General features: G+C 47.2%; 26 protein-coding genes. 14 read left to right on the top strand and 12 right to left on the bottom strand.

Annotated features, from left to right (window positions below):
* The 5 genes from ACFOET_RS11020 to ACFOET_RS11000 form a co-directional block, all read left to right on the top strand.
* Window positions 1–259: hypothetical protein (locus tag ACFOET_RS11020; protein ID WP_379022537.1), on the top strand; the 259-nt coding region annotated here is incomplete at its 5' end.
* A 2-nt stretch (window positions 260–261) separates the two neighbouring features.
* Window positions 262–648, top strand: a complete 387-nt coding sequence (locus ACFOET_RS11015; RefSeq protein WP_379022535.1) for a hypothetical protein — start codon at window positions 262–264, stop codon at window positions 646–648.
* Window positions 649–663: 15 nt separating this feature from the next.
* Entirely contained in the window at window positions 664–1110 is a 447-nt protein-coding gene (locus ACFOET_RS11010; protein WP_379022533.1) for a hypothetical protein, read from the top strand.
* Between the two features lie 10 nt (window positions 1111–1120).
* A complete protein-coding gene (locus tag ACFOET_RS11005) occupies window positions 1121–1564 on the top strand; it encodes a hypothetical protein (RefSeq protein ID WP_379022531.1) in 444 nt (147 codons plus the stop codon).
* Window positions 1565–1819, top strand: a complete 255-nt coding sequence (locus ACFOET_RS11000) for a hypothetical protein (protein ID WP_379022529.1) — start codon at window positions 1565–1567, stop codon at window positions 1817–1819. It abuts the gene before it with no gap.
* 816 nt (window positions 1820–2635) lie between these two features.
* Here ACFOET_RS11000 and ACFOET_RS10995 read toward each other — a convergent pair.
* The 8 genes from ACFOET_RS10995 to ACFOET_RS10960 form a co-directional block, all read right to left on the bottom strand.
* Window positions 2636–2917, bottom strand: a complete 282-nt coding sequence (locus ACFOET_RS10995) for a hypothetical protein (RefSeq protein WP_379022527.1) — start codon at window positions 2915–2917, stop codon at window positions 2636–2638.
* Between the two features lie 141 nt (window positions 2918–3058).
* A complete protein-coding gene (locus ACFOET_RS10990; RefSeq protein ID WP_379022539.1) occupies window positions 3059–3307 on the bottom strand; it encodes a GtrA family protein in 249 nt (82 codons plus the stop codon).
* A 248-nt stretch (window positions 3308–3555) separates the two neighbouring features.
* Window positions 3556–4086, bottom strand: coding sequence for a hypothetical protein (locus ACFOET_RS10985; RefSeq protein WP_379022525.1), 531 nt, complete (start codon window positions 4084–4086; stop codon window positions 3556–3558).
* A gap of 78 nt (window positions 4087–4164) precedes the next feature.
* Window positions 4165–4362 (bottom strand): hypothetical protein, encoded by a 198-nt coding sequence (locus tag ACFOET_RS10980; protein WP_379022523.1) that lies wholly within the window; start codon window positions 4360–4362, stop codon window positions 4165–4167.
* 24 nt (window positions 4363–4386) lie between these two features.
* Complete coding sequence (locus ACFOET_RS10975; protein ID WP_379022521.1) at window positions 4387–4905, bottom strand: hypothetical protein; 519 nt, start codon at window positions 4903–4905, stop codon at window positions 4387–4389.
* Window positions 4906–4983: 78 nt separating this feature from the next.
* The gene (locus ACFOET_RS10970; RefSeq protein WP_379022519.1) at window positions 4984–5181 is read right to left on the bottom strand and encodes a hypothetical protein; all 198 of its coding nucleotides are present in this window, start codon (window positions 5179–5181) and stop codon (window positions 4984–4986) included.
* Window positions 5182–5205: 24 nt separating this feature from the next.
* A complete protein-coding gene (locus tag ACFOET_RS10965; protein WP_379022517.1) occupies window positions 5206–5733 on the bottom strand; it encodes a hypothetical protein in 528 nt (175 codons plus the stop codon).
* 78 nt (window positions 5734–5811) lie between these two features.
* Window positions 5812–6261: a hypothetical protein gene (locus tag ACFOET_RS10960; RefSeq protein ID WP_379022515.1), complete on the bottom strand. Its 450-nt coding sequence runs from the start codon at window positions 6259–6261 to the stop codon at window positions 5812–5814.
* Between the two features lie 365 nt (window positions 6262–6626).
* Here ACFOET_RS10960 and ACFOET_RS10955 point away from each other — a divergent pair, with 365 nt between their 5' ends.
* The 5 genes from ACFOET_RS10955 to ACFOET_RS10935 are packed head-to-tail and all read left to right on the top strand — an operon-like array spanning window position 6627 to window position 11893.
* Window positions 6627–7052, top strand: a complete 426-nt coding sequence (locus ACFOET_RS10955; RefSeq protein ID WP_379022513.1) for a MarR family winged helix-turn-helix transcriptional regulator — start codon at window positions 6627–6629, stop codon at window positions 7050–7052.
* A gap of 53 nt (window positions 7053–7105) precedes the next feature.
* Window positions 7106–8449: a TolC family protein gene (locus tag ACFOET_RS10950; RefSeq protein WP_379022511.1), complete on the top strand. Its 1344-nt coding sequence runs from the start codon at window positions 7106–7108 to the stop codon at window positions 8447–8449.
* A gap of 46 nt (window positions 8450–8495) precedes the next feature.
* Window positions 8496–9641: an HlyD family secretion protein gene (locus tag ACFOET_RS10945; RefSeq protein ID WP_379022509.1), complete on the top strand. Its 1146-nt coding sequence runs from the start codon at window positions 8496–8498 to the stop codon at window positions 9639–9641.
* A 5-nt stretch (window positions 9642–9646) separates the two neighbouring features.
* Window positions 9647–11239: an efflux MFS transporter permease gene (locus ACFOET_RS10940; RefSeq protein ID WP_379022507.1), complete on the top strand. Its 1593-nt coding sequence runs from the start codon at window positions 9647–9649 to the stop codon at window positions 11237–11239.
* Between the two features lie 54 nt (window positions 11240–11293).
* Window positions 11294–11893: an HdeD family acid-resistance protein gene (locus ACFOET_RS10935; protein WP_379022505.1), complete on the top strand. Its 600-nt coding sequence runs from the start codon at window positions 11294–11296 to the stop codon at window positions 11891–11893.
* Between the two features lie 125 nt (window positions 11894–12018).
* Here ACFOET_RS10935 and ACFOET_RS10930 read toward each other — a convergent pair whose 3' ends face one another.
* Entirely contained in the window at window positions 12019–12336 is a 318-nt protein-coding gene (locus ACFOET_RS10930; protein WP_379022503.1) for a hypothetical protein, read from the bottom strand.
* Window positions 12337–12375: 39 nt separating this feature from the next.
* On the bottom strand, window positions 12376–13398 hold the full coding sequence (locus tag ACFOET_RS10925; RefSeq protein WP_379022501.1) for a LytTR family transcriptional regulator DNA-binding domain-containing protein: 1023 nt from the start codon (window positions 13396–13398) through the stop codon (window positions 12376–12378).
* 255 nt (window positions 13399–13653) lie between these two features.
* Between ACFOET_RS10925 and ACFOET_RS10920 the strand changes: the two genes are divergently transcribed.
* From ACFOET_RS10920 to ACFOET_RS10905, 4 genes are all read left to right on the top strand, one after another.
* A complete protein-coding gene (locus tag ACFOET_RS10920; protein WP_379022499.1) occupies window positions 13654–14052 on the top strand; it encodes a hypothetical protein in 399 nt (132 codons plus the stop codon).
* A gap of 13 nt (window positions 14053–14065) precedes the next feature.
* Window positions 14066–14662, top strand: coding sequence for a Crp/Fnr family transcriptional regulator (locus tag ACFOET_RS10915; protein WP_379022497.1), 597 nt, complete (start codon window positions 14066–14068; stop codon window positions 14660–14662).
* Window positions 14663–14729: 67 nt separating this feature from the next.
* Window positions 14730–15335 carry a hypothetical protein gene (locus ACFOET_RS10910; protein ID WP_379022495.1) on the top strand — a complete coding sequence of 202 codons (606 nt, stop codon included), beginning with the start codon at window positions 14730–14732 and terminating at the stop codon, window positions 15333–15335.
* A gap of 148 nt (window positions 15336–15483) precedes the next feature.
* Window positions 15484–15873 carry a hypothetical protein gene (locus ACFOET_RS10905; protein ID WP_379022493.1) on the top strand — a complete coding sequence of 130 codons (390 nt, stop codon included), beginning with the start codon at window positions 15484–15486 and terminating at the stop codon, window positions 15871–15873.
* A gap of 52 nt (window positions 15874–15925) precedes the next feature.
* Here ACFOET_RS10905 and ACFOET_RS10900 read toward each other — a convergent pair whose 3' ends face one another.
* Window positions 15926–17263: a RagB/SusD family nutrient uptake outer membrane protein gene (locus ACFOET_RS10900; RefSeq protein ID WP_379022491.1), complete on the bottom strand. Its 1338-nt coding sequence runs from the start codon at window positions 17261–17263 to the stop codon at window positions 15926–15928.
* A gap of 19 nt (window positions 17264–17282) precedes the next feature.
* Window positions 17283–20501 (bottom strand): SusC/RagA family TonB-linked outer membrane protein, encoded by a 3219-nt coding sequence (locus ACFOET_RS10895; RefSeq protein WP_379022490.1) that lies wholly within the window; start codon window positions 20499–20501, stop codon window positions 17283–17285.
* Window positions 20502–20504: the final 3 nt, after the last annotated feature.

Genomic DNA, 20504 nt, shown 5'->3' with positions numbered 1-20504 from the left:
ATTTGACGAAATGAGACTAAAAGGTATTTCCTATGATACAAGAGATAACGCGTATCATAATTTTCTCAATACTAACCCCACCATCAAAGACAAGCAACTCTACCGTACGTTTACGCTTGATCCCTGGCGTTTTTGGGAGTGGAAAGAATGGTTAGATCACTTCGATCGTTTCGCCCTGCCGTATATTTCCGAGGAAGAACTACAGCAAAACAGGGAAATAGATGGGTTAGATAGTGAACAACGAAAGAGATGCTTTTGAAAATGCAACTCGCGAACAAGCTTTTTGCTCTATTGGATTCAGACGTCCCGTGCGATGTCATCAAAAAATGGTTAGCTACCGCGAAGCATAAACCGCAGCAATCGCAGCTTGATAAGCTAGACGAAATTGTGCGTACGACAACTATGCGGCCAGGCATTACCACGCAAACGGTAGCTAGACTTCAAGACATCGATAATGCCTACAGCACAGTTGTCAATATGGACTATTTTCCGGTCACGATAGACCAACTTCCTGAAGTAAATGGACAAAGGCTCACTCCTCAACAATTTTTACGGCATATCCGAACGAATATCAATTATTTAATAAATACTGACTACACTGAGTTCGAACCTTATCAATGGTATAGTGTCAATGAGACTGCTTTATAGAATTCCTCTAACCCATTGGGTGCTGTTATCGCGATAGATTTTGACGAGCTCTTTGGGGTACTAGATGACAACGGATCCGTTATTGTAAGTGATTATTCTACAGACAAATGGACTTTTTCCACTATTTTTGACCCCAAATACGGCAATCATCCAGTGAGTGGGAATAGGGACTTTGGTTATGAGCAAAATGATGATGGGTCGTATACTTTTTACACAAGGGGGGTGGATAGACTGACAACCTTTGTTGTTGCATTGTTGCAGTCAGTAAGTGGGGTGCCATTTAATCGGGCAGATGAACTATGGGCCTCATTTCAGAATAAGATCAATGATTATGTGAACCAGCATGGGGGAGCATCCAACTTAGCCCCCAAACAGGTTCACAGGCCCGATTGGGGATTAGTTGAGGATGTAATAAATGGTGATGCACCATTAAGCTCACTCAGTAAGGATTGTCCTGATTAAAAGAAAGGCTATGATTCGAAAGGTTGTCGTCAATTTGGTGGTAAGTTTGTTTGTCGTTCCTATTCTGGCACTGTCAAGGCATTGGGGTAGTTTAATCGATGGAATAAAGAATGGGATATTCAGGTATGAAGATGCCTATTATGATACATTTTGGGAATATATCAAGGTACTCCTGCGTCCCATGTGGTTTGTTTCACTATTTTTCTTTGTCCTTATATTGATTCCCTTTCAAGTAATTAAAGGGTGGCGCTACACTAGACGCAAAAATGGGTTTTCGTTGTGGGTAAAGTGTTTGGTCTTGACAGGAATCATTTGTTTTTGGGCGGTATTTCTGCCCTACGTTCCGTCGCCAGATTGGCAGGATAATCTCAATCTTTTGGTACGCATCGTTATCATCAGTATTCCCGTTTCGATACTCTTGTATTTTATGGTGGATCGGTATTCAGAGAAGTGAATGGCACACGCAGCAACTGGACCCAGCGACCCGGCGGAGAAGCTGATCCTGAGGGGGAAAGACGCCTGGATTGTGGAAACACGCAGTGGCAACCGGGTGGTGGCACCCGAACACTACGTGAATAACCGCGACATCAGTATACGCCGGTTCCTTGTTTTCAATGCCGAGGGACAGCAAGATAGCCGCAGTATATCGTGCGTCTACAGGCTGCGATCCGCCTGTCAGGTCTATAGTGGATCCAAGAATTACCATTGAAGGCGTAGGCCGTGCAACGAGCGTCTATTATCGTCCAAACACTTAGAATACATGAAAAGTTTAAGAATCTATTTGTCAGTAATCATAATTATCACGTTGGCCAGTAAAGTTCAGTGTCAAACTAGAGAACAAGCGAGGGAACTCGCCGCCGAACTGTACAAACTTAGAGATTACAGTATCGATTATGATCGGTATTTGAAAATTGCAAAGCCGAATAAAGACTACGCACAGAAAAAGGACGCTGTTGAAAAAAAGTATAGAAGTCAAATACGAAAAATAAAATATGGGTCTAACCGAGAACTATTTCTAGCGTTTTTAAATAAGGCAATAGAAAAGGATTCTGTACAATACAGTAAATCGTTAGGGTTCAATTACACATATGTTAATGAATTACTTCCTATTAGGCGAAGTCAATTACCGACATTGTTGGAATATTTCAAAGCAGTTCGATACAGTCTGTTCGAATTGGATAAGGATGAGCTATTATCATTAGAGGATGTCCCTTTCTTGAAATATAAAAAAGACTTTCAAATTCAGTAATGTCGTAATCCTATACATTACCGGGTATGACAGAACGTTACCTGTGTATTCACAGCCACTTCCTCCGCGAGGTAGGAAATCGGCAACGTGATAAGCCTAAACAATTTAAATTGCAAACAATAGAGGAGGCAACGGGAAATAAGCATAAAATCAACTAAAGAGTTAAAAGCACAAATCCCATTTTCCCACCGAGCCTGTGGCTGACATGCTCAAGATACTCCTTATAATCTATTCGTTTTTAGCCCAAAGCCCGTGTGGAGAAAATCCACAACAGTGTCAAACCCCCAATAGTGCTGCAAGGGTAATGACTTGGAACAAAAGGCCGGAGGCCGCGAACGCGACCAAGACCACAACTGCGATTACAAACAAGGGTTTCCGGTTGCGCAGACCCAATAACCCGGCAACGGCAAGCAATACCAATGGGGTAATAGCCGGGAAAATATGCCGGAAGTCATTGGAGGAGGAGGAGTAAGGATAATAAATCCGGAAAGCGACCATAGAAATTAAAAGCAGAAAAAACGCCACTGCGAAGGGTAGATAGGCCGCAATATCCCTCACAGCCTGATGTTATACGTATATACGGCAAGGTCCCCTTCTTCTTTAGAACTAAACGGGACGTCTATCGGCACTACGTTGCCAGTGGGTAGTGTAACGGCAGCACGTCACATTGATTAAAAGCGTTTGCTGCTTAGTCAGCGCTCAAGCAGTAGTAACCGTTGCGTTAATAAAAAAGTTCCAACAGAATACGATGATCACCGCTATGAATTTACTGACATAGAAATCGATTTCTTTCCGTTGGTGGAGGATATAAATGGTCAGTGTATTTAAGCCCAGTCCTGCTAAACTGATTACAATGAATAAGCCTAGTTGTCGTATAATTCGTGGGTCGTTACTTTCAAAAGTCCATACCCTGTTATAGTTGCTAACTACGGCTACTGAAAATCCAATAGCGTTGGCAATAAATTTATTCCATAGCAGCTTTTCCTTAATATATAGGTAATACTAAAATCGATGAAGAGACCGTTAAAACCCACCATCCTGAATTTGAAAAACTGGCGAAGCATAAAACCTGCAAGTCAATTTTTGTTAAGGATTGCCACCAACGCTGTACAATTCGACAACAGTCTTACAGTCTGCTTTGACTCTGCGAACGAAGCTAGGGCTTAAAACCAAACAATCAATCCGGCTCCAAAGCATTAAAACCTGATTTCCCGGCCGTAGAATATCACCGGATGTTCAAGGTATTCCCTTCCCTTGAAAGTGGCTTTCACCTCCTTGCGAAGGCGCTTGTCTATCATATATAATTCCTTTGGCGTGATGAGTGTGTTTTTGGGAAAACCATAAGAAGAAATATCCAATATATTGCCGTCATGATCGAAAACATAATTAATGATAACTACTTCTTTGTTCGTATTTAATGCATCTAGTTTGCTTTTCAGCACGTCAAAAAAAATGTTCCGATCAACTACTGTATCCACTTCCATATCGCCACTCCGTATTGGCAGTGGGGGAGTTGGGCTTGTTGGCAATGGATAGCCATTTTTAAATTGTGGAAGTTTGGTAATTACAACCATCCTATTCATACTTGATTCAAGAAACTTTGTCTCAAAACTTTGATTGCCTATTATTTTTTTCCCTTCCGTAAATTTTTCCTGTGCACCAACTATTGAGCACCAAATTACATTCGCTAGGGTGGTAATTATCAATAATCTTAAAAAATTCTTCATATCCTATTGGCTTTTATAAAGATGAAATAAAGCATCAATTTTCACAATCGGGCTGTAATCCACCATTAAAAACCCGTTTCAATGCTTCCGGTTCACCGTGCCGATGATCGGTGCATTATAATACGGATTGGTGTCCTTGAACTCTTCCAAGAACTCGAAATATTTGGTTTCCAGGGATAACATTAGGAATAAGAGCGCAATTGTGAAGGCGTATCTTGGGTCGGAGAAGCAGGAATAGACCGCCATGTAGCTCCGGTTGCAATACCTGTATTCCATGGGCCAATTCGCACTTTGAATTTTTCAAAACCTGATTTCACGTCCATAGAATATCACCGGATGTTCAAGGTATTCCCTTCCCTTGAAAGTGGCTTTCACCTCCTTGCGAAGGCGCTTGTCTATCACCGCCAACTCCTTTGGTGTGAGCGTGTTTTTGGGAAGGCTGTAAGATGATATGTCAAGAACATTCCCGTCTTGCCCGAAAACATAACGGATGGTAATTTTCTCGCTATTTGCTTTTAGCTTGTCTAGCTTTTCTTTGAGCGCTTCGTAAATGATCTTTCTATCTATAAGCGTATCTACTTCCATATCACCACGCCGTATCGGGAGTGGAGGGGTAGGGCTTTGGGGTAATGGGTAACCGTCTTTATATTTTGGTAAGCGACTACTTACGACTATACTTTCGGTTTTTGGAAATGATACCTCAAAAGATATTTCATCAACAATCATTTTTCCTTCCGTAAATTTTTGTTGAGCACTGACGGTTAAACATAAAAGTATGTTTATTATAGTAATCCCTAATAATTTCAAAAAATTCTTCATATCCTATTGTCTTTTATAAAGATGAAATAAAGCATCAATTTTCACAATCGGGCTGTAATCCCCCGTTAAAAACCCGTTTCAGTGCTTCCGGTTCACCGTGCCGATGATCGGTGCATTATAATACGGATTGGTGTCCTTGAACTCTTCCAAGAACTCGAAATATTTGGTTTCCAGGGATAACATTAGGAATAAGAGTGCAATTGTGAAAGCGTATTTCGGGTCGGAGAAGCAGGAATAGACCGCCATGTAGCTCCGGTTGCAATACCTGTATTCCATGAGCCAATTCGTACTTTGTATTTTTCAAAACCAGATTTCCCGGCCGTAGAATATCACCGGGTGTTCAAGGTATTCCCTTCCCTTGAAAGTGGCTTTGACGTCCTTGCGAAGGCGCTTGTCTATCATATATAATTCCTTTGGCGTGATGAGTGTGTTTTTGGGAAAACTAAATGACTCTATATCAACGATGTTTCCATCCTGTCCAAAGACATAATGGATGGTGATTTGTTCATTATTTTTCTTTAGTTTTTCCAATTTGTGCTTAAGCACTTGGTGGATAATCGTCTTTTCAGTTGTGGTATCCACATTCAAATCGCCTTTCTGTAATGGCATAGGAGGGGTTGGGGTTTCAGGCAAAGGATAGCCGTTCTTGTATTGTGGAAGCCTTGTAGTAACCCACATTCTTTCTGGGTTGATTTTAGAAATCCTTATTTCAAAAGTTCGGTCGCCCATCGTCTGTTTACCTTCAATAAACTTTTCTTGGGCCTCGGTATTCAATAAGAAAATCAGGTTGGTGAGGGCAATTGTCATTATTCTCAAAAAATTCTTCATATCCTATTGTCTTTTATAAAGATGAAATAAAGCATCAATTTTCACAATCGGGCTGTAACCCTCCGTTAAAAACCCGTTTCAATGCTTCCGGTTCAACGTGCCGATGATCGGTGCATTATAATACGGATTGGTGTCCTTGAACTCTTCCAAGAACTCGAAATACTTGGTTTCGAACGTGGACCAATTGGCTGAAAAATCCGGGTATTCGGTGCCATTGTTAGTTAAAGAGTCTATCCAGGTTTTATATTGACCTTTGAGTTGTTCATCTTCTGAATAATTCATCGCGGTTGCACTGGATCCGTGAAGCATCATAATATCATGGAAAAGCGCTTGCTCAAATTCGATGTTGCTATAAACCGGTTCACCTAGACTGTAATTGCCGATGCCACCTGAATAAGCAATGTTGTCCTGATACGCGTGGAAGAGTTCGTGCCGTATAACCTCGACATGGGTCGAAGCAAAGTTTGTCGAAAACACGATGCTCTTTGTTGCCGCATTATATGTGCCGTTTCCTAGCGTCCCGTCCACGCAAATACCGATTGCTAGGTCCGGCTTGTTTGCCAAGGCCATATTGACAACATAAGTTGCACAGTTCAAATCGGCAGCGTCTTGTACAGCGTTTTTAATGTTGGTTCTTTGCGTGCTGTTCAATTCCGCGCAAAATGAAAAGGTGATTTTTGTTTTTGGCTGGCTCCCACCCCCCCCCACCAAACCACTATTGCGATTACAAACAAGGGTTTCCGGTTGCGCAGACCCAATAAGCTCAACGTCAGGTTTCCTGTTACCCTCAAAGTCAAGCAAACATGAAACTCACACGCACAACGAATTTTTTAAATATTAGTTTGTATTCTAACCATTTTTGTTTTACCTTTGTCCCATAAACAACGAGAGATATGGACGCTGTCAAAAATTTAGTAGAGAATATGCAGATGCTGAGCCTCAATGTGCGCCATTATTTTCAGAAGCGTTTTGCGGCCCTGGAACTGGACGTCACCTATGAAATGGTACGGGTACTGCTGATACTTTCCAAGCAAAAGTATATGAACCAGCAGCAGATCGCCGATGTTACATTTAAAAATAAAGCCAGCCTGACGTCGTTGATAGATAATTTGCAAAAACGGGGGCTGGTGGTCCGGAATGAGGATTCGGCGGATAGGAGAAACAAGATCATCACCCTGACGGCCAAGGGCAGGGAACTGGTGGGCGTCGTACAGCCGATATTCGATGAGATGTTTGACCTGCTCTATAAAGATGTAACGGCGGAGGAGCTGAAAGTGATGAACCGGGTGATTGCCAAGATGAACAGGGTAATCGAATAAAAAATTTAATACAATAGTTAGATATTTAACAGTTAACATATTGACTAATAAAAATGATGAATAGGTATAAAAATCAGGCGTTGAAATCACTAAGGGGCGTGATGTGGCTGACGGCGGTGGCTGCCTTGACGACATCGGCAGCCTCCGGGCAGGAACGTGCCGAGCACCGGTTAACCCTTGACGAAGCCGTGGAACTGGCAATGGAAAACCACCAGCAGCTGAAGCTCTCTAAGGCCAATGTCTCGCTCAACCGGGCCCAGCAGGATGTGGCGAAACAGCAGCGGTTGCCCACGGCGACCTTTTCAGCCAGTGCACTTTATCTTGGTGACGCGCTGGTGCTGAATACGGACTTTTCCAAGTTGCAGACCGTGGAGATGCCGCATTTCGGGAATTCCTTTGCCGTGCAGGCTTCGCAGTTGCTTTACAAGGGCGGTGCAATAACCAAATCCATCGAATTGGCTGGGTTGCAGACCCAGCTTGTGGAACTCGACCTTGAAAATGACATGCAGTCGATCAAGTTCCTCGTCATTTCCAATTACCTGGATATCTGCAGGGTGCTCAACCAATTGCAGGTATTCGAGCAGAACAGGGTGCTCGCCGAGCAGCGGCTGGCCAATGTGCTGAGACAGTACGAACAGGATATGGTTACGCGCAACGAAGTGATCCGCGGGGAACTGCAGATCAAGAACCTGGAGCAATCCATCCTGACGGCCCGAAACAACCACGCCATCCTGAGTAACCAACTGGCCTATGCATTGGGCCTGCCGGCTGATGTGCTGGTCAGGCCAGCCGATCCCATCGGCGAGCCCCGGATTCAGGCGCAGTCGCATTACGTGGACCTAGCCCGTCGTGCGCACCCCGTTATCCGTTCGGCTAACCAGCAGATCGGTATGGCCGAAAAGAACGTAAGCCTGATCAAGACCGACCGGCTTCCTGCGGTATCAGCCTTCGGCGGGTACAACATGCAGCGCCCGCTCACGACAGGCACGCCGGTGATGGACCTATACAATAACACCTGGCAGGTGGGCGTGAGCCTGAATTATACTATCGACAACCTGTTCCGCACGAAGAAACGCATACAGGTCGGGGAAAGGCAGACGGTCATCGCACAGGAGGCGTTGGAATTGACCCTGCAGAACATTGATATCGGCATCAATGCCGCCTATACCAAATACCGGGAGGCCGTGCAGCAGGAAAAACTGATGGAGGAGTCCAAACGCCTCGCCAACGAGAACTATCACATCGTCGAAGCGAAGTACCTGAATCAGCTGGCCATCACGGCCGAGATGACTGATGCGACAAACGCCAAACTGGAAGCCGAGCTGCAGCACGCCAACGCGGCGATCGGCGTCCTTTTCCAGTATTACAACCTGCTGAAAAGCACGGGAACACTCTAGCCGGGATAACACATTAGAACAATTAAAAAAACAAAATCACAGGATCATGTCTGAGCATACAGAAAACAACACACTGAAACAAGAGGAACCCGTTGCAGGCAACCGGCAACCGAACGCGAAAGATCCGGAAAAGGAAAGCCGGAAGGTCAACCCGAAGAGCAACATGAGGCTACGTGCCACCATCGTAAACCTGCTCGTCTTTGTCGTCGTGGCCGGCGGGTTCATCTGGCTTGTGCAGAAGTATTTCCATATCGGTGATGACGACTTCACGAATGCCGCCCAGGTAGAGGCTTTTGTCAACCCGATCAACACCCGGGTATCGGCCTATATCAAGGAAATCCGCTTCATCGAGCACCAGCAGGTGAAACGGGGCGATACGCTGCTGATATTGGACGAGCGCGAAATCATCACGCAGCTGGAACAGGCGGAAGCCGCCTATCAGAATGCACTGGCTTCCAAGGGGGTCACTTCATCCACGGTGACTACCGTAGCCAATAATGTGCAGGTGATGGAAGCCAACACCGCCGGTGCCAAAGCCCGGCTGGAAAATGCCGAAAAGAACCTGGAGCGTTACGCCAACCTGGTGGCTTCTGAAGCCGTAACACGCTTCCAGTATGACCAGATCAGGACGGAATACGACGTGGCCCGGTCTTCGTACGAGGCGCAGTTCAACCAACACCGGTCGGCGGGATTTTCCGTGACGGAAGCCAAAAGCAGGCTCGCCCTGAACGATGCCGAAATTAAGCGGGCGAAGGCTGCGCTTGACATGGCCCGGCTCAACCTTTCGTATACCGTCATCACGGCGCCCTACGATGGCATCATGGGAAGGCGGACCATCAATGAGGGCCAGCTGCTCCAGCCGGGGCAGCAGGTGGCCACCATTGTACTGGACAACGATAAATGGGTGACCGCAAATTTCCTGGAAAGCCAGATGCCGGGCGTCCATATCGGGCAGCACATCCGCATGACGGCCGACGCCATCGGCAAACACGAATTCGAGGGGGTGGTCACCGCGGTATCCGCAGCAACCGGTTCACGGTACTCGATGGTTCCCGTCGACAACAGCTCGGGCAACTTCGTGAAAGTGCAGCAGCGCATCCCGGTAAGGATCGAATTTACGGAAAATAATGCCCCGGAAGACCTGCGGAAACTCAGGGCGGGGATGAACATGAACGTGTTTATTAAAAAATAACAACCGTGTATAACAGAGGACTGACAAAGGATTGGGTGCCGAAAATCGGCATACTCCTGCTTATCATTCTGCTGCTGTTTACCTTCATGCTGATCAATCCGATTTACAGCGGCAACATGGGGCAGATGGTAAGCAGCACGGGCATCATGTCCGAATATTTCGTGTGGGCCAACTTTGCGTCCACCATCGGGATGGCGGCTGCCATACCACTGGTGATGCGCTTCAAGATGCGCTTCCGTTCCAAAGAGTTGATGATTTCCTCACTGCTGGCCATGGCCGTGCTATCGGTGGCCATCGCCACCACGATGTCGCCCGAGGTGATCGTGGGGTCAAGCTTCCTATTCGGCTTTGTCAAGATGTTCGGCATGATCGAGGTAATCCTGCCGGTGATGTTCATACTGAGCCCTACGGGCGACAAAGGACGCTTCTATTCGCTCTTCTACCCCATTGCAATCATCGCGGGCCAGCTGGGCGGGTTGATTGCCGCAAACGTGTCCCTGGACTACGACTGGCAATCCATCCACCTGTACGCCGCCGCGATATTGCTGCTGGTTGCGCTCATCTGCACCGTGGTGATGCATGACCTGCGTTTCTCGCGGAAAATGCCGCTGTACCAGGTTGATTGGCTGAGCGTGGTCCTGTTTTCGGCTTCGATGCTCTCGCTGGCGTATGTGTTCGCCTTTGGCAGGCAACAGGCCTGGTTCGTTTCCACAAGCATCCGGTATGCTACCCTGGCTTCGATTGCGCTGGCGGTTTGCCTGGTGGTCCGCCAGCAGTTCCTGAAAAGGCCCTACATGACCTTCGGGCTGTTCAAAAGAGCCAACGTGCGCATCGGTGTGATCCTGCTTGTCGGCCTTGGAATGTTTATGGGCGCCGGTTCCATCCAGTCCATCTATACCAATGCCATCCTCGGCTACAACTGGAAAATCAATGCCTCGCTCAGCCTGATGACGATGCCCGGCATGGTCATCGCTGGATTTGTCAGTTTCCACTGGACCAAGCATAACCTGCCGATCAAAATGTACATCTTTTCGGGGTTTGCCGCCTATGTATTGAACTACGTGATATTGTACTTCATGATGGTGCCGGGCCTCAGCATTGACTGGTTCCTGCTGCCGCAGCTGCTGAACGGCTATGGGATGTGTTCCTTGTTTATCGCGCTCTGGCTTTACGGACTGAACGGAATCCCCCAGAATGATATGCTCACATCCGTGGGTTCGGTCATGGTATTCCGCAGTTTCATTGCAACGGCATTTTTCAGCGCGCTGTTCAGCTGGCTGCAGTATGCCCTGCAATGGCAAAGCGTCAATAACCTCGCCTTTTACTTCGATGCCACGATCATGAACACGTACCACTCGGTGGGCAATTTCGGGCAGGTGCAGCTGGGCGCCATACTGGCCGCCAACAAGACCCTGCTGGGCTATGTCATCATCACGGGGCTGGCATTTCTCACGTTCATCTTTTTCCACCAGTTCGGCGATTTCAAGTACCGCATCGCAAGATACCGCATGCGCAAGTCCGAATGGGAAAGCCGCAGAAACGGGAAAGCCAGGGATGCGGCATCAGCCGGTGCCCAAGACATAGCAGGTGTTGTTTAATAGCATAGTAAGTGTCGTATTTATTTAATTTTTATCATTCATAATCTGTAAACCATGAAAAAAAGTATCGTTAAGAAGGCATTGAACTACTGGTATTTGACGCTGATAATCGGAATCTTATACCTTATATTGGGAATTTGGGCATTTATAACTCCCCTGAGTTCGTTTCTTGCCATGACGGTGTTCCTGAGCGCCGGAATTCTGATTATCGGAATTGCCGAACTGGTCTATGCCATCGCCAACCGGAAACGTCTTGATAATTGGGGCTGGAGTTTGATCGGCGGCATATTGAACCTGGTGATCGGTGTCTACCTACTCTCCAACCCAGGCTTATCCGCATTGATGCTGTCAGTTTTTATCGGGCTATGGTTGCTGTTCCGGTCAGTCATGGCGATTATCAATGCATTTGAAATCAAGCGTATGGGGACAAGGAAATGGGGCTGGGTACTGGCAACGGGAATTCTGGGTGTCCTCTTTTCCGCCCTGTTGCTCTGGAATCCCATCATCACCGGCATGACCGTCGGCATCTGGATAGGGATCGGGCTGGTCACCGTCGGGCTGCTCCATGTTCTGCTGAGCCTCATTCTCCGGAAAGTAAAGCAATACCGGGACGAGCTGGAGGGCCGGTTAGACGACTACGTGGAAGTGAATTAGCGGGCGTTGGCATGGCATGTGCCCGGAAAGTGCCGAACGCATCATAGCCATTACCCTGGTCGGTACGCTTCGCTCAGGAAGCCGGAGAATCCTCGAAAGGAAAGATAGCCAAAAACCGCGATTAATCACGCCAGCCCCCGGTACTCCCGCCGCAGGCGTTCCACATCGCTATCGCGGAAGTACTTCTTGCGGTTTTTGATCTTGGCCACGGCAATTTCGCCCCGCTGCTGGCAGCGCATCAGCGTGCGTGCGCTGATGCCTACGCGGTCCATCGTTTGCGCAGCATCGAGGTACGCAGTTTCGGCTTCCTGTTTCTCGAGGACGTGGTTAAGAATTTCCTGTTGGTCGGCGCGGATTTGTTTCAGTTCGGGATAAAGCATCACGAACACTTTGGCGCAGGCACAGCATGGTTGTGCGTGGCCCAATCGAGTTGGTTTGCGCATAACATTTGTTTTTCATTGGTTACAGAAGATGCAGGTTAATTACTCGTGGGGCATCGAAAACCACTCCAGATAGGCAGCTGCGTTTTTCCGATGCAGGGTAAATGTCTTTGTTGTGTTCTCCGCAAGCCTGATCGTCACCTCCAGCCCCCGCTTCCTTTTTATCCCCGGTCCGTTTACGATATACATTCTATTGATTATGATCGTCCTACGTATCCTGAAAAACCAATAGTCGGGCAGTGCTTCTTGAAGTGTAAGTAATGAGGCAATCAATGAACGCGGCGATTTCGTGGTGTAGGCCCAAACTTTACGATTATCGTACTCCAAATACCGGATCTTGCTAAACGGAACCTTCTCCATTCCCAATGCGCCTTGCATTTCTAAAACGCCGTGGAGCTTAGGCTTTTCGGGCAAGTTTCCCAATTCATCTTTGCTCGCCAGGAGTTCAGTCTCTAAAGCCGCCAATACGCTTTCCGCCTCCGATAGTCGTCTCGAGATCCCGGCCGCATCGTTTCCTGCAATTTCCAGTTTTTGCCTCAGTACCAAGGCGCGGCGCTTCCAAATGTCGCCACGGATCACAGCCTTCCGCAACGACACAGTGCTATCGTTCAACTCCTCGGCCAGCCGATCAGCTTCATTCCGGTAGTGAAGCACGAGGTAGGTCAGGTTCATGATCACGATCAGCAAACAAATAATCGGAAACTCATGCGTCAGGTAACCGCTCGCCATGAAATCCCGGCCGAAGCCTTGCAAAAACCCAAAGGCCAAGGCAATGGCGGCCAGGCAGGGAAGCACTACCCCACCGCCGATTTGCATAAAAAAGCGTACGTCATGCGATCTATTCCATCGTGGAAAACGGTCTATGGATCTCGAAAACCAAGCAATGAAATGGATGATCATCCAAGCAAAAAGCCAACTGAAGGCCACGGAGACATAAAATCCAGGATATTTGATAATTTCAATAAAAGGAATACGCTGGTTGTTGAGTACGATGACTACTGCTACAGCCAACGCCGTGGCCACTTGGCCACGCGCAGAAAAATAGGTTAGTTCATGTGTCTGCATAACGTTTGTATTAAGGTAACAGCTTAAGTGCTATCAGAGGTCAGCGCCCAAAATAACACATCGTGCCTTAAGTGCCAAATTCGCATGCCTAGAACCTCGCAAAATGGGTGGCCAAACGTGTACCTAAATTGGCCATTCGTGTAGCAAAATTCGGGTTAGCCTACTAAAAGCACCCAGTATGCCCTAATTTTGGCGATTCCAAGGCAGTGCCATCTGCCTTACTAACTAATTTTTTATTTAATCAAAATTAAAAACATGGCAAAAAAACCATTTACTTCCGTAGGCGTGCAAGCCTTACAACAAGAACTGTATGCGCTTACCGATGCAGCCCTGCAAGCCGAGGCCGATGCCGCCCGCAGCGAATTTCAGGATTGGCTGATTGATCATTTCGAACTGAGTAGCAGCCAAACGGCGTACATCGATAACTTTGATCCCGATTTCATCGCGCATGCGTCCGCTTTGGTCTCGCACTATATCGGCCATCGCCTCCCGATGTCTTTGCAGGCAGAAACGCCGCCAGAAGACGACGATGAAGGACGCGGCAAGCTCATCCTTTTCAATGAGAGCCAACAGGTTGTCTATCGGCAATCGGAAGGTGCGCTGGCCACCGGCCACCTTCAGGTAAGCATCCGCTATACCACGGCCAACAGCTAATTCAAAAAACACGATGGCCACAAACCCAAACAATCCACTAGCCCCGCTATTCGCCTACTGGGTGCAGTATTGTGCACTGGAAGATTCACACCGCGAATGGCTGCACACCTTCGCTACCGTGGTAAACGTGAAGCGTGGCACAAGGCTGTTCGAGCCGGGAGACAGGGATGACTACGTGTACTTCGTTTGTGAGGGCTTGTTGGCCACAGTATGGTGGGATGAAAACGGCAACCGGCGCATCGACCGGTTGCTGCCACCCACCCACAGTGTACTCACCAAAGGCAATCTTTACGCCAGCCACCAAGTTTATTACGAGGTGGTCGCGTTGCGTCCAAGTACCACCATCCGCATCTCCGCAAATGCATTGAAACTCTACAAGGAGGCGTGCACAGAGGCCGATACCCTCGTGGATGTGATGGAACAGAAAAAATTAAAGCAGTACCGGGCGAAGAACCGGTTGATGCTGATCAAGGGAGAACCCGAACGCTACAAAGCATTTGCGACGAATGACTACATGAGATCTTTCCGCCGCCTTACTTCCCAGCAGGAGCAAGCGGATTACCTGAACATCTCGCGCGTTACGATCACCCGCGCAAACCGGGAGATTTAGCCCAATTCGTAAAACTTGCTTCTCCAGAAGCAGGTGTACCCGCTCCATCTGCCCGACCTTTGCTTCTATGAATGAAGCAACTCACATATCCAACCAAAAGCAAACCGCATCCTCGGCAGGCTGGAACGACTTCCACGCCGAAGAAAAGCGTTATAAGAACCTGATGACCCGAGTAGACATGGTCGGCTCGTGGTATTTTGGCCGAGGTGGCAACCCGTTTCTGAACGTTTCGACCAGCGACGGCCTTGCTTTTGCCCTCGACTGCTGCTACGGGCCTTTGATGGTAATCGAATCGTGCAGCGATGTGTTAGCGGAAGATGCCCACCGGCTTACCTATCGGCTGGTCGGCTCGGGCGTCATCCATGAACGCGTCTTGGCCCTCCAGTTTGAGTGTAAAACGCTGTACATCGATATCGCCGTGCCGGTTAATATATACCTGCATTTGCTGCTATGCCTGAATGAGCTGCTCGCGCCCTACTATGAGCTGAGGCGATATAGCCGCTATATTGCTGCCAATGGTGACATCATTCTACCGTTGAAGCCTGCGGAGTGGGAGACCTTAACCAAACAAAAAGGCGCGCGGAAAGTAGAGGCTGCTTTCCAACGCATCACCGAGCGCACCGAACTCGCCATCCGACCGGATTTGCTTACTAAGGAAAGGTGGTGGTTATGAAATACCCTATCAATTACTCATTTAAATACAAAGGAGGTAGTACCATGGGACCCTGATCAAAGCGGATCGGCCATCGAGGATGGAGATCGCTAAAAATAAAATGGCTATGGTAAGCCATTCCAAAAACTAACCGAATAACATCAATACAATGAAAGTATTTGAACTAACATCAGGCTTTTTAGCCGCCGTAGTGGTCGCACTAGGTGTAAACTACTACGTCAAAAACAACAAGGTCGAGGAAAAACCGGTGGTTACGGACAAAACGGTATTAATTCAATGGTTTGAGTATACCGGGCCGGAATTGGACGAAGGAGATCCAAATAACCAATATGATCCGCACAATCCTGAAAACTATTCGCCCTATCAGGGCACAGGCACCCCAAACTGCACCTCGGGAAACCAAGTATGCGCGATTCAAGTGGAAACAGATGATTCTGATCCGGGAAACCCTATTCCGGATAGTAATGCTCTGCAGGCGCTAGCAGCGGATATAGACAATTTGACGCCAAGACCCGGCGAGCTTATGTTTAAACCTTAACGGGCCAGACTTAGAAAGTCCCTGCAGAAAGTTTCTTGCAGGGACTTTCGTTTTAGTTTTGCTCGATACCTGTTAGTTCGATAATCTGGGTAGGGATAAGAAAAGCAAACGATTTGATGTCGCTATTTTTAAGCACATACGACTCCTTGCCGAGCTGCCTTTTGAGCTCCAATGGAACTTCTTGATCCAATCTCCGGATATCGCTCCATCTAACTCCCCGAAAGACCAGCTCTTTTCTTCTTTCTGATAAGATTTCCGACAATATTGCAGCATCGGTTACACCATCAAATGCCACGAATGACTTCTCTTGGTACCTATTTCTTTTAAATGTGTTCAGGTCATTTAGTGCCTCTGACGCCCTGCTATTTCGAATATAGCATTCTGCCCTCGTCAGAAGCATTTCAGACGTGGTGATTCCGTTAAACTTAAACGCGGTATTGTTCTGGCCATAATCGCCCGTAAATGCATAATAACCGTCGGTCATCTTCGTAAAAAATAACCGTAAACGTAAGTCTGTATCAAGGTATTGTGTCATCAACGCCGTATCGACCCGCAGCCTACTTTCGGTAAGCATACTATAACCTGCGAGTTCGGAATAAAAAATCACTTCGTCATTGAATCGATCAAAGGGATACGGTCTTACTTCAATCTGATTATAGTCAAGCAATTGTTGGCGAATTTGGAGACAAAGATCTGCATATTTCCCTGCAACTTCGTAGTTTCCCATGGCGAGATAGCAACGCGCTAGTGCTCCATAAGCGGCCGCTTTGCTGGGCCTCGTGGGATATCTCGGACTGGCTATCGGCAGTAACTCAGCCGCCGACTCAAGATCTTCGATTATTTGAGCATATGAGTCAGCCACAGTGGCTCTTTGAGAAGGCACATTAATGTCAGAGGTTAACCTTAACACGATTCCGAGACGTTGAGAAGCCGAAGCAGCATCGAACGGCACAGCAAAGAGCTGAACTAAATCAAAAAATGAAATTGCTCTGAAGAATTTCGCTTGCCCCAAGATTCCGTTTCGTTGAGATAAGGTTTCATGCGAAACTTCATCAATCAAATCGATGACCGTATTCGCAGCGATGACCTTTCGATAAACGGTATTCCAGTAGATACTTGCCACTGGAGTTTTTTGCCATACATAGCTAGCCCTATCCTCTTCACTTGTAATTGAAGACCAAGTTTGATTCGTGTAGAATACATTGTCAGATGCGATTTCAGACAACCCCGCGGAGAAACCGTAATTCATTGTCGCCACATGATCCATAAGTGCTTGAAGGTCTTTCGAAGATCGGGGCACGGCAAGTTTTCTATCCGGTTTCACCGACAGGAATTCATTACAAGCCCCCAGAAACAATACGAGCAAGCACGGAACAATTATTGATTTCATAATGCATTCGTTTTTATGTTTAGAAATTGATGTTAAGCCCCAAACTGTAGCTTCGTGGGAACGGGATGTTTCCACTCATATCAGGATCTAACGCAAGTTTGTTTGCCCTCCATAGTATACCCAGGTTATTACCGCATATAAAAAATTGAGCGCTTTTGAACCGCTCATTTTCACCGGAAAATGCGTATCCAATGCGGATATCCTGAAGCCGTATGTGGTCGCCACGCTCCATAAGCACCTCTGCATTTTGATAGAACGTATTGGCTTGCGGATTTATCGGATAGCTAAACGCCGGAACATGCGTGAATTGTTCGTCACCGGGCTTCTTCCACCGATGATAGAAGTCGATATGGCCGTCGCGGCTGTTCAATAACTTCGTGTAGTCCATCCCTGCCCTTCTAAAAAAATATTTAAATTTCCAGCTGATATTGGCCGATATCGAAACGCCTTTATAAGTTAGATCATTCCGCAGCGAACCAAAAATCAAAGGACGGGCCGAGCCATGGAACACCAAATCCTCAAGGGTTGTCTGGTTGGACGTTATTGCGCGATAGTCCTTGCTGATTTCTCCGTTTAAATAGCCTTGAGGCTCACCGGTCTGGGGGTCGAGGCCGGCCCATTTATAGCTATACGCCGGAAACGCGATTGTCCCTTCGGTAAATGATAAGCTTCCCGTGCTCACATATGCCCGAGGATTGGCATACTCGCGTTCGGATTTCGTTATCCAACTGTTGTTGTAACTAAACAATAGATTTGCATCCCATGAAATGCTCTTGACAAGAATTCTTCCCCGAATATTTGCATCAACACCACGGCTGCGCGTATTAGCCACATTCATTGTCATGCTTGTACGGCCGGTCGTTGGGTCCAAAGGTGCTTCCTGCAACAGATCGTTAGTGAATTTCTGATAAAAATCTACACTGCCGAATAACCGCGCACCCACTAACTTAAAATCCACGCCGATGTTGACATTCCCTACCTTTTCCCATCTCAGTGCTGGGTTGGGCGGATAGTTCAGCATTGCTGCAGGCCAATCAACGCCGGTCGAAGCGGCATTATTTGAATAATAGATTGTTGTAAGCGCACTCATGCTATTATCGACATTTCCGCTAAAACCATAAGTAGCCCTTAGTTTCAACAACTGCGGTGCGTTTGAACTGAAAAACTCTTCATGGTGTACGGCCCAGCTCGCACCTACAGACCAAAGTGGAGTCCATTTATTATTCGTGTTTACGCCGAATAAATTCGATGCGTCACGCCGGGCGCTAGCGGTTACCGTGTATCTATCCTTGTACGTATACGATGCATTGGAGAAGTACGACACGAATCTATTCATAGTGTTTGCAAAATCAGCCACAGGATATGGTACGTTTTCAGTGGAAGCAAGATTAGCAAATACCGGATAACGGTATGTATGATCGATATTATTGGCATAGGTCAGTAATTCATCATCGTAGCCGTAAGTATTGAATCCCCCCGCCTCGAAGCTCGTCTGCGTAATATCCACCCCAGCCAACGCATGAACGGCATGGTTGCCGTGCCATTTTTCGGCGTAATTTAATAACGCTCGTGTATTATGGTTTTGGCGTGTGGCATAACTTTGCTTTAAAATCCCACCCAGTGGAAAATGATAGATCAATTGGTTGTTTACCATTTCTGTCCCTCTATTAATCAAGTTCCTCGCGTAGTAGGTAGAAACATCATAGTAATCTCGACCCGTTGAACCACCTCGAACATACTGGTATTTGACATCCGCGCGCAACGCCGCGGTTAGTTTGTACTGTACTCCAAAATTCGCTAACAGCTCCTGGCTTTTAGTGATGAGCGTGTAATTTTGAAGCTCTTCCAACGGTCTGTATTGCCAATCGAGCAGCCGGCCGTTGCCTGCCGTATCGACAAATCCCAGTCGATAATCGTTGGGAATCGCCAATGGATTGCCCACCTCATCCGCCAACTTCACATAAGGAAAACGAAAGCCATTATCCGTATATGCCCCGAACAATGTAGCATTGTATTGGCGGTTGTTTGTCCATCTTATCCCGGTTGATAACTCCAACTTATCACTGGGTCGGAATGAATTCTCCAAACGTAATGTCATGCGATCATGTTTGCTAGCTACTTGGGAGGGTAACGCATTGTCATACCCCAATCCCAGTAAGAAGCGATGCTTGGCCGATCCGCCACTCATATTCCAAGCATATTGTTGCTGCACGGCTTGCCGGTATGTATAACTTAACATATCGTCTCTGGTATCTTGCTTTCGATATCCGTCTATTAGCCGTTGTGCTTCATCCTCATCGATCGATCCGTCTCGTTGTTTGATCAGAATTTCTACCACCGGCGACAGTGCGGGTTTAGCACGGCTATTTTCCTGATTGCTATAAAAACCCTGGGAAAAGAGGTATTTTTCTACATCGATCAAATCCGAAACATCGATGATTCGATGCTGGAAAAGATCGGGTTTGTCTGTTATATTCACATTTCCACTAAAGCTCACATGGATGGGCTGTTCATACCGCGCTTTCTTACTGGTAATTACAATTACGCCATTTCCAGCTTTGGCCCCCCATATCGAAGCAGCGGCAGCATCTTTCAATATGGTTAGGCTTTCAATATCATTTGGATTAATATTGTTGATATCACCCTCATAAGGGAAGTTATCAAGTATGATTAACGGCGAATTCCCGGCTACGGCACCATCGCGAAGTGTACTTATGCCATGAACATAGATTTCATGATTCGGACGTCGGCCAGCGTTATTGAAACTAGCCCCCCGGCGGTCAAAATGTATTCCTGAGGTCACGTTTTCAATCCGGCTTAGCACGTCCATGCTTACGCTACGATTCAATAGCGCGTTGTCTATTTTTTCAAATGATCCGGTAGCCCGTTCAAGCGGAATCTCCTCGTAACCCGTAGACACCACCACCTCATCCAACTGCTGTGCTGCTGAGTGCAGCATAATGGTAAGCGAAGCGGTAAGGGGCAGTGAGATCTTCAGTTCCTGCGGCTGGAAGCCTATATGTGAGGCACGGAGCGTCACACGGCTTTCCATCAGTTTTATTTCAAACCTGCCGTCGCCATCGGTACGGGTGGCTCCAATGTCGGCCACCCGGATACCGGCATTTGGGATAGGGAGACTGTCTGCCGCATTCAGCACGCGCCCTTTGATGATGTACGTTTGGCCTTGGGCCACCATAATAAAAATGATGTGCAAAATGCACGCGATGATCGTTTTCATTTT

The organism is Parapedobacter deserti (genome assembly GCF_042646065.1).
Taxonomy (GTDB): Bacteria; Bacteroidota; Bacteroidia; order Sphingobacteriales; family Sphingobacteriaceae; genus Parapedobacter; species Parapedobacter deserti.
Note: the sequence above shows the minus strand (reverse complement) of the source record. Positions and strands in the feature narration are given on the sequence as shown.

Bases quoted from the DNA above. Each gene is read 5' to 3' on its own strand.
- ACFOET_RS10915 (WP_379022497.1), top strand. From the start codon at position 14,066: ATGGCCACAAACCCAAACAATCCACTAGCCCCGCTATTCGCCTACTGG.
- ACFOET_RS10980 (WP_379022523.1), bottom strand. From the start codon at position 4,362: ATGGAATACAGGTATTGCAACCGGAGCTACATGGCGGTCTATTCCTGC.
- ACFOET_RS11005 (WP_379022531.1), top strand. From the start codon at position 1,121: ATGATTCGAAAGGTTGTCGTCAATTTGGTGGTAAGTTTGTTTGTCGTT.
- ACFOET_RS10975 (WP_379022521.1), bottom strand. From the start codon at position 4,905: ATGAAGAATTTTTTGAAATTATTAGGGATTACTATAATAAACATACTT.
- ACFOET_RS11000 (WP_379022529.1), top strand. From the start codon at position 1,565: ATGGCACACGCAGCAACTGGACCCAGCGACCCGGCGGAGAAGCTGATC.
- ACFOET_RS10935 (WP_379022505.1), top strand. From the start codon at position 11,294: ATGAAAAAAAGTATCGTTAAGAAGGCATTGAACTACTGGTATTTGACG.
- ACFOET_RS10945 (WP_379022509.1), top strand. From the start codon at position 8,496: ATGTCTGAGCATACAGAAAACAACACACTGAAACAAGAGGAACCCGTT.
- ACFOET_RS10925 (WP_379022501.1), bottom strand. From the start codon at position 13,398: ATGCAGACACATGAACTAACCTATTTTTCTGCGCGTGGCCAAGTGGCC.
- ACFOET_RS10955 (WP_379022513.1), top strand. From the start codon at position 6,627: ATGGACGCTGTCAAAAATTTAGTAGAGAATATGCAGATGCTGAGCCTC.
- ACFOET_RS10930 (WP_379022503.1), bottom strand. From the start codon at position 12,336: ATGCGCAAACCAACTCGATTGGGCCACGCACAACCATGCTGTGCCTGC.
- ACFOET_RS10900 (WP_379022491.1), bottom strand. From the start codon at position 17,263: ATGAAATCAATAATTGTTCCGTGCTTGCTCGTATTGTTTCTGGGGGCT.
- ACFOET_RS10965 (WP_379022517.1), bottom strand. From the start codon at position 5,733: ATGAAGAATTTTTTGAGAATAATGACAATTGCCCTCACCAACCTGATT.
- ACFOET_RS10985 (WP_379022525.1), bottom strand. From the start codon at position 4,086: ATGAAGAATTTTTTAAGATTATTGATAATTACCACCCTAGCGAATGTA.
- ACFOET_RS10920 (WP_379022499.1), top strand. From the start codon at position 13,654: ATGGCAAAAAAACCATTTACTTCCGTAGGCGTGCAAGCCTTACAACAA.
- ACFOET_RS10950 (WP_379022511.1), top strand. From the start codon at position 7,106: ATGATGAATAGGTATAAAAATCAGGCGTTGAAATCACTAAGGGGCGTG.
- ACFOET_RS10910 (WP_379022495.1), top strand. From the start codon at position 14,730: ATGAATGAAGCAACTCACATATCCAACCAAAAGCAAACCGCATCCTCG.
- ACFOET_RS10895 (WP_379022490.1), bottom strand. From the start codon at position 20,501: ATGAAAACGATCATCGCGTGCATTTTGCACATCATTTTTATTATGGTG.
- ACFOET_RS11015 (WP_379022535.1), top strand. From the start codon at position 262: ATGCAACTCGCGAACAAGCTTTTTGCTCTATTGGATTCAGACGTCCCG.
- ACFOET_RS10905 (WP_379022493.1), top strand. From the start codon at position 15,484: ATGAAAGTATTTGAACTAACATCAGGCTTTTTAGCCGCCGTAGTGGTC.
- ACFOET_RS10970 (WP_379022519.1), bottom strand. From the start codon at position 5,181: ATGGAATACAGGTATTGCAACCGGAGCTACATGGCGGTCTATTCCTGC.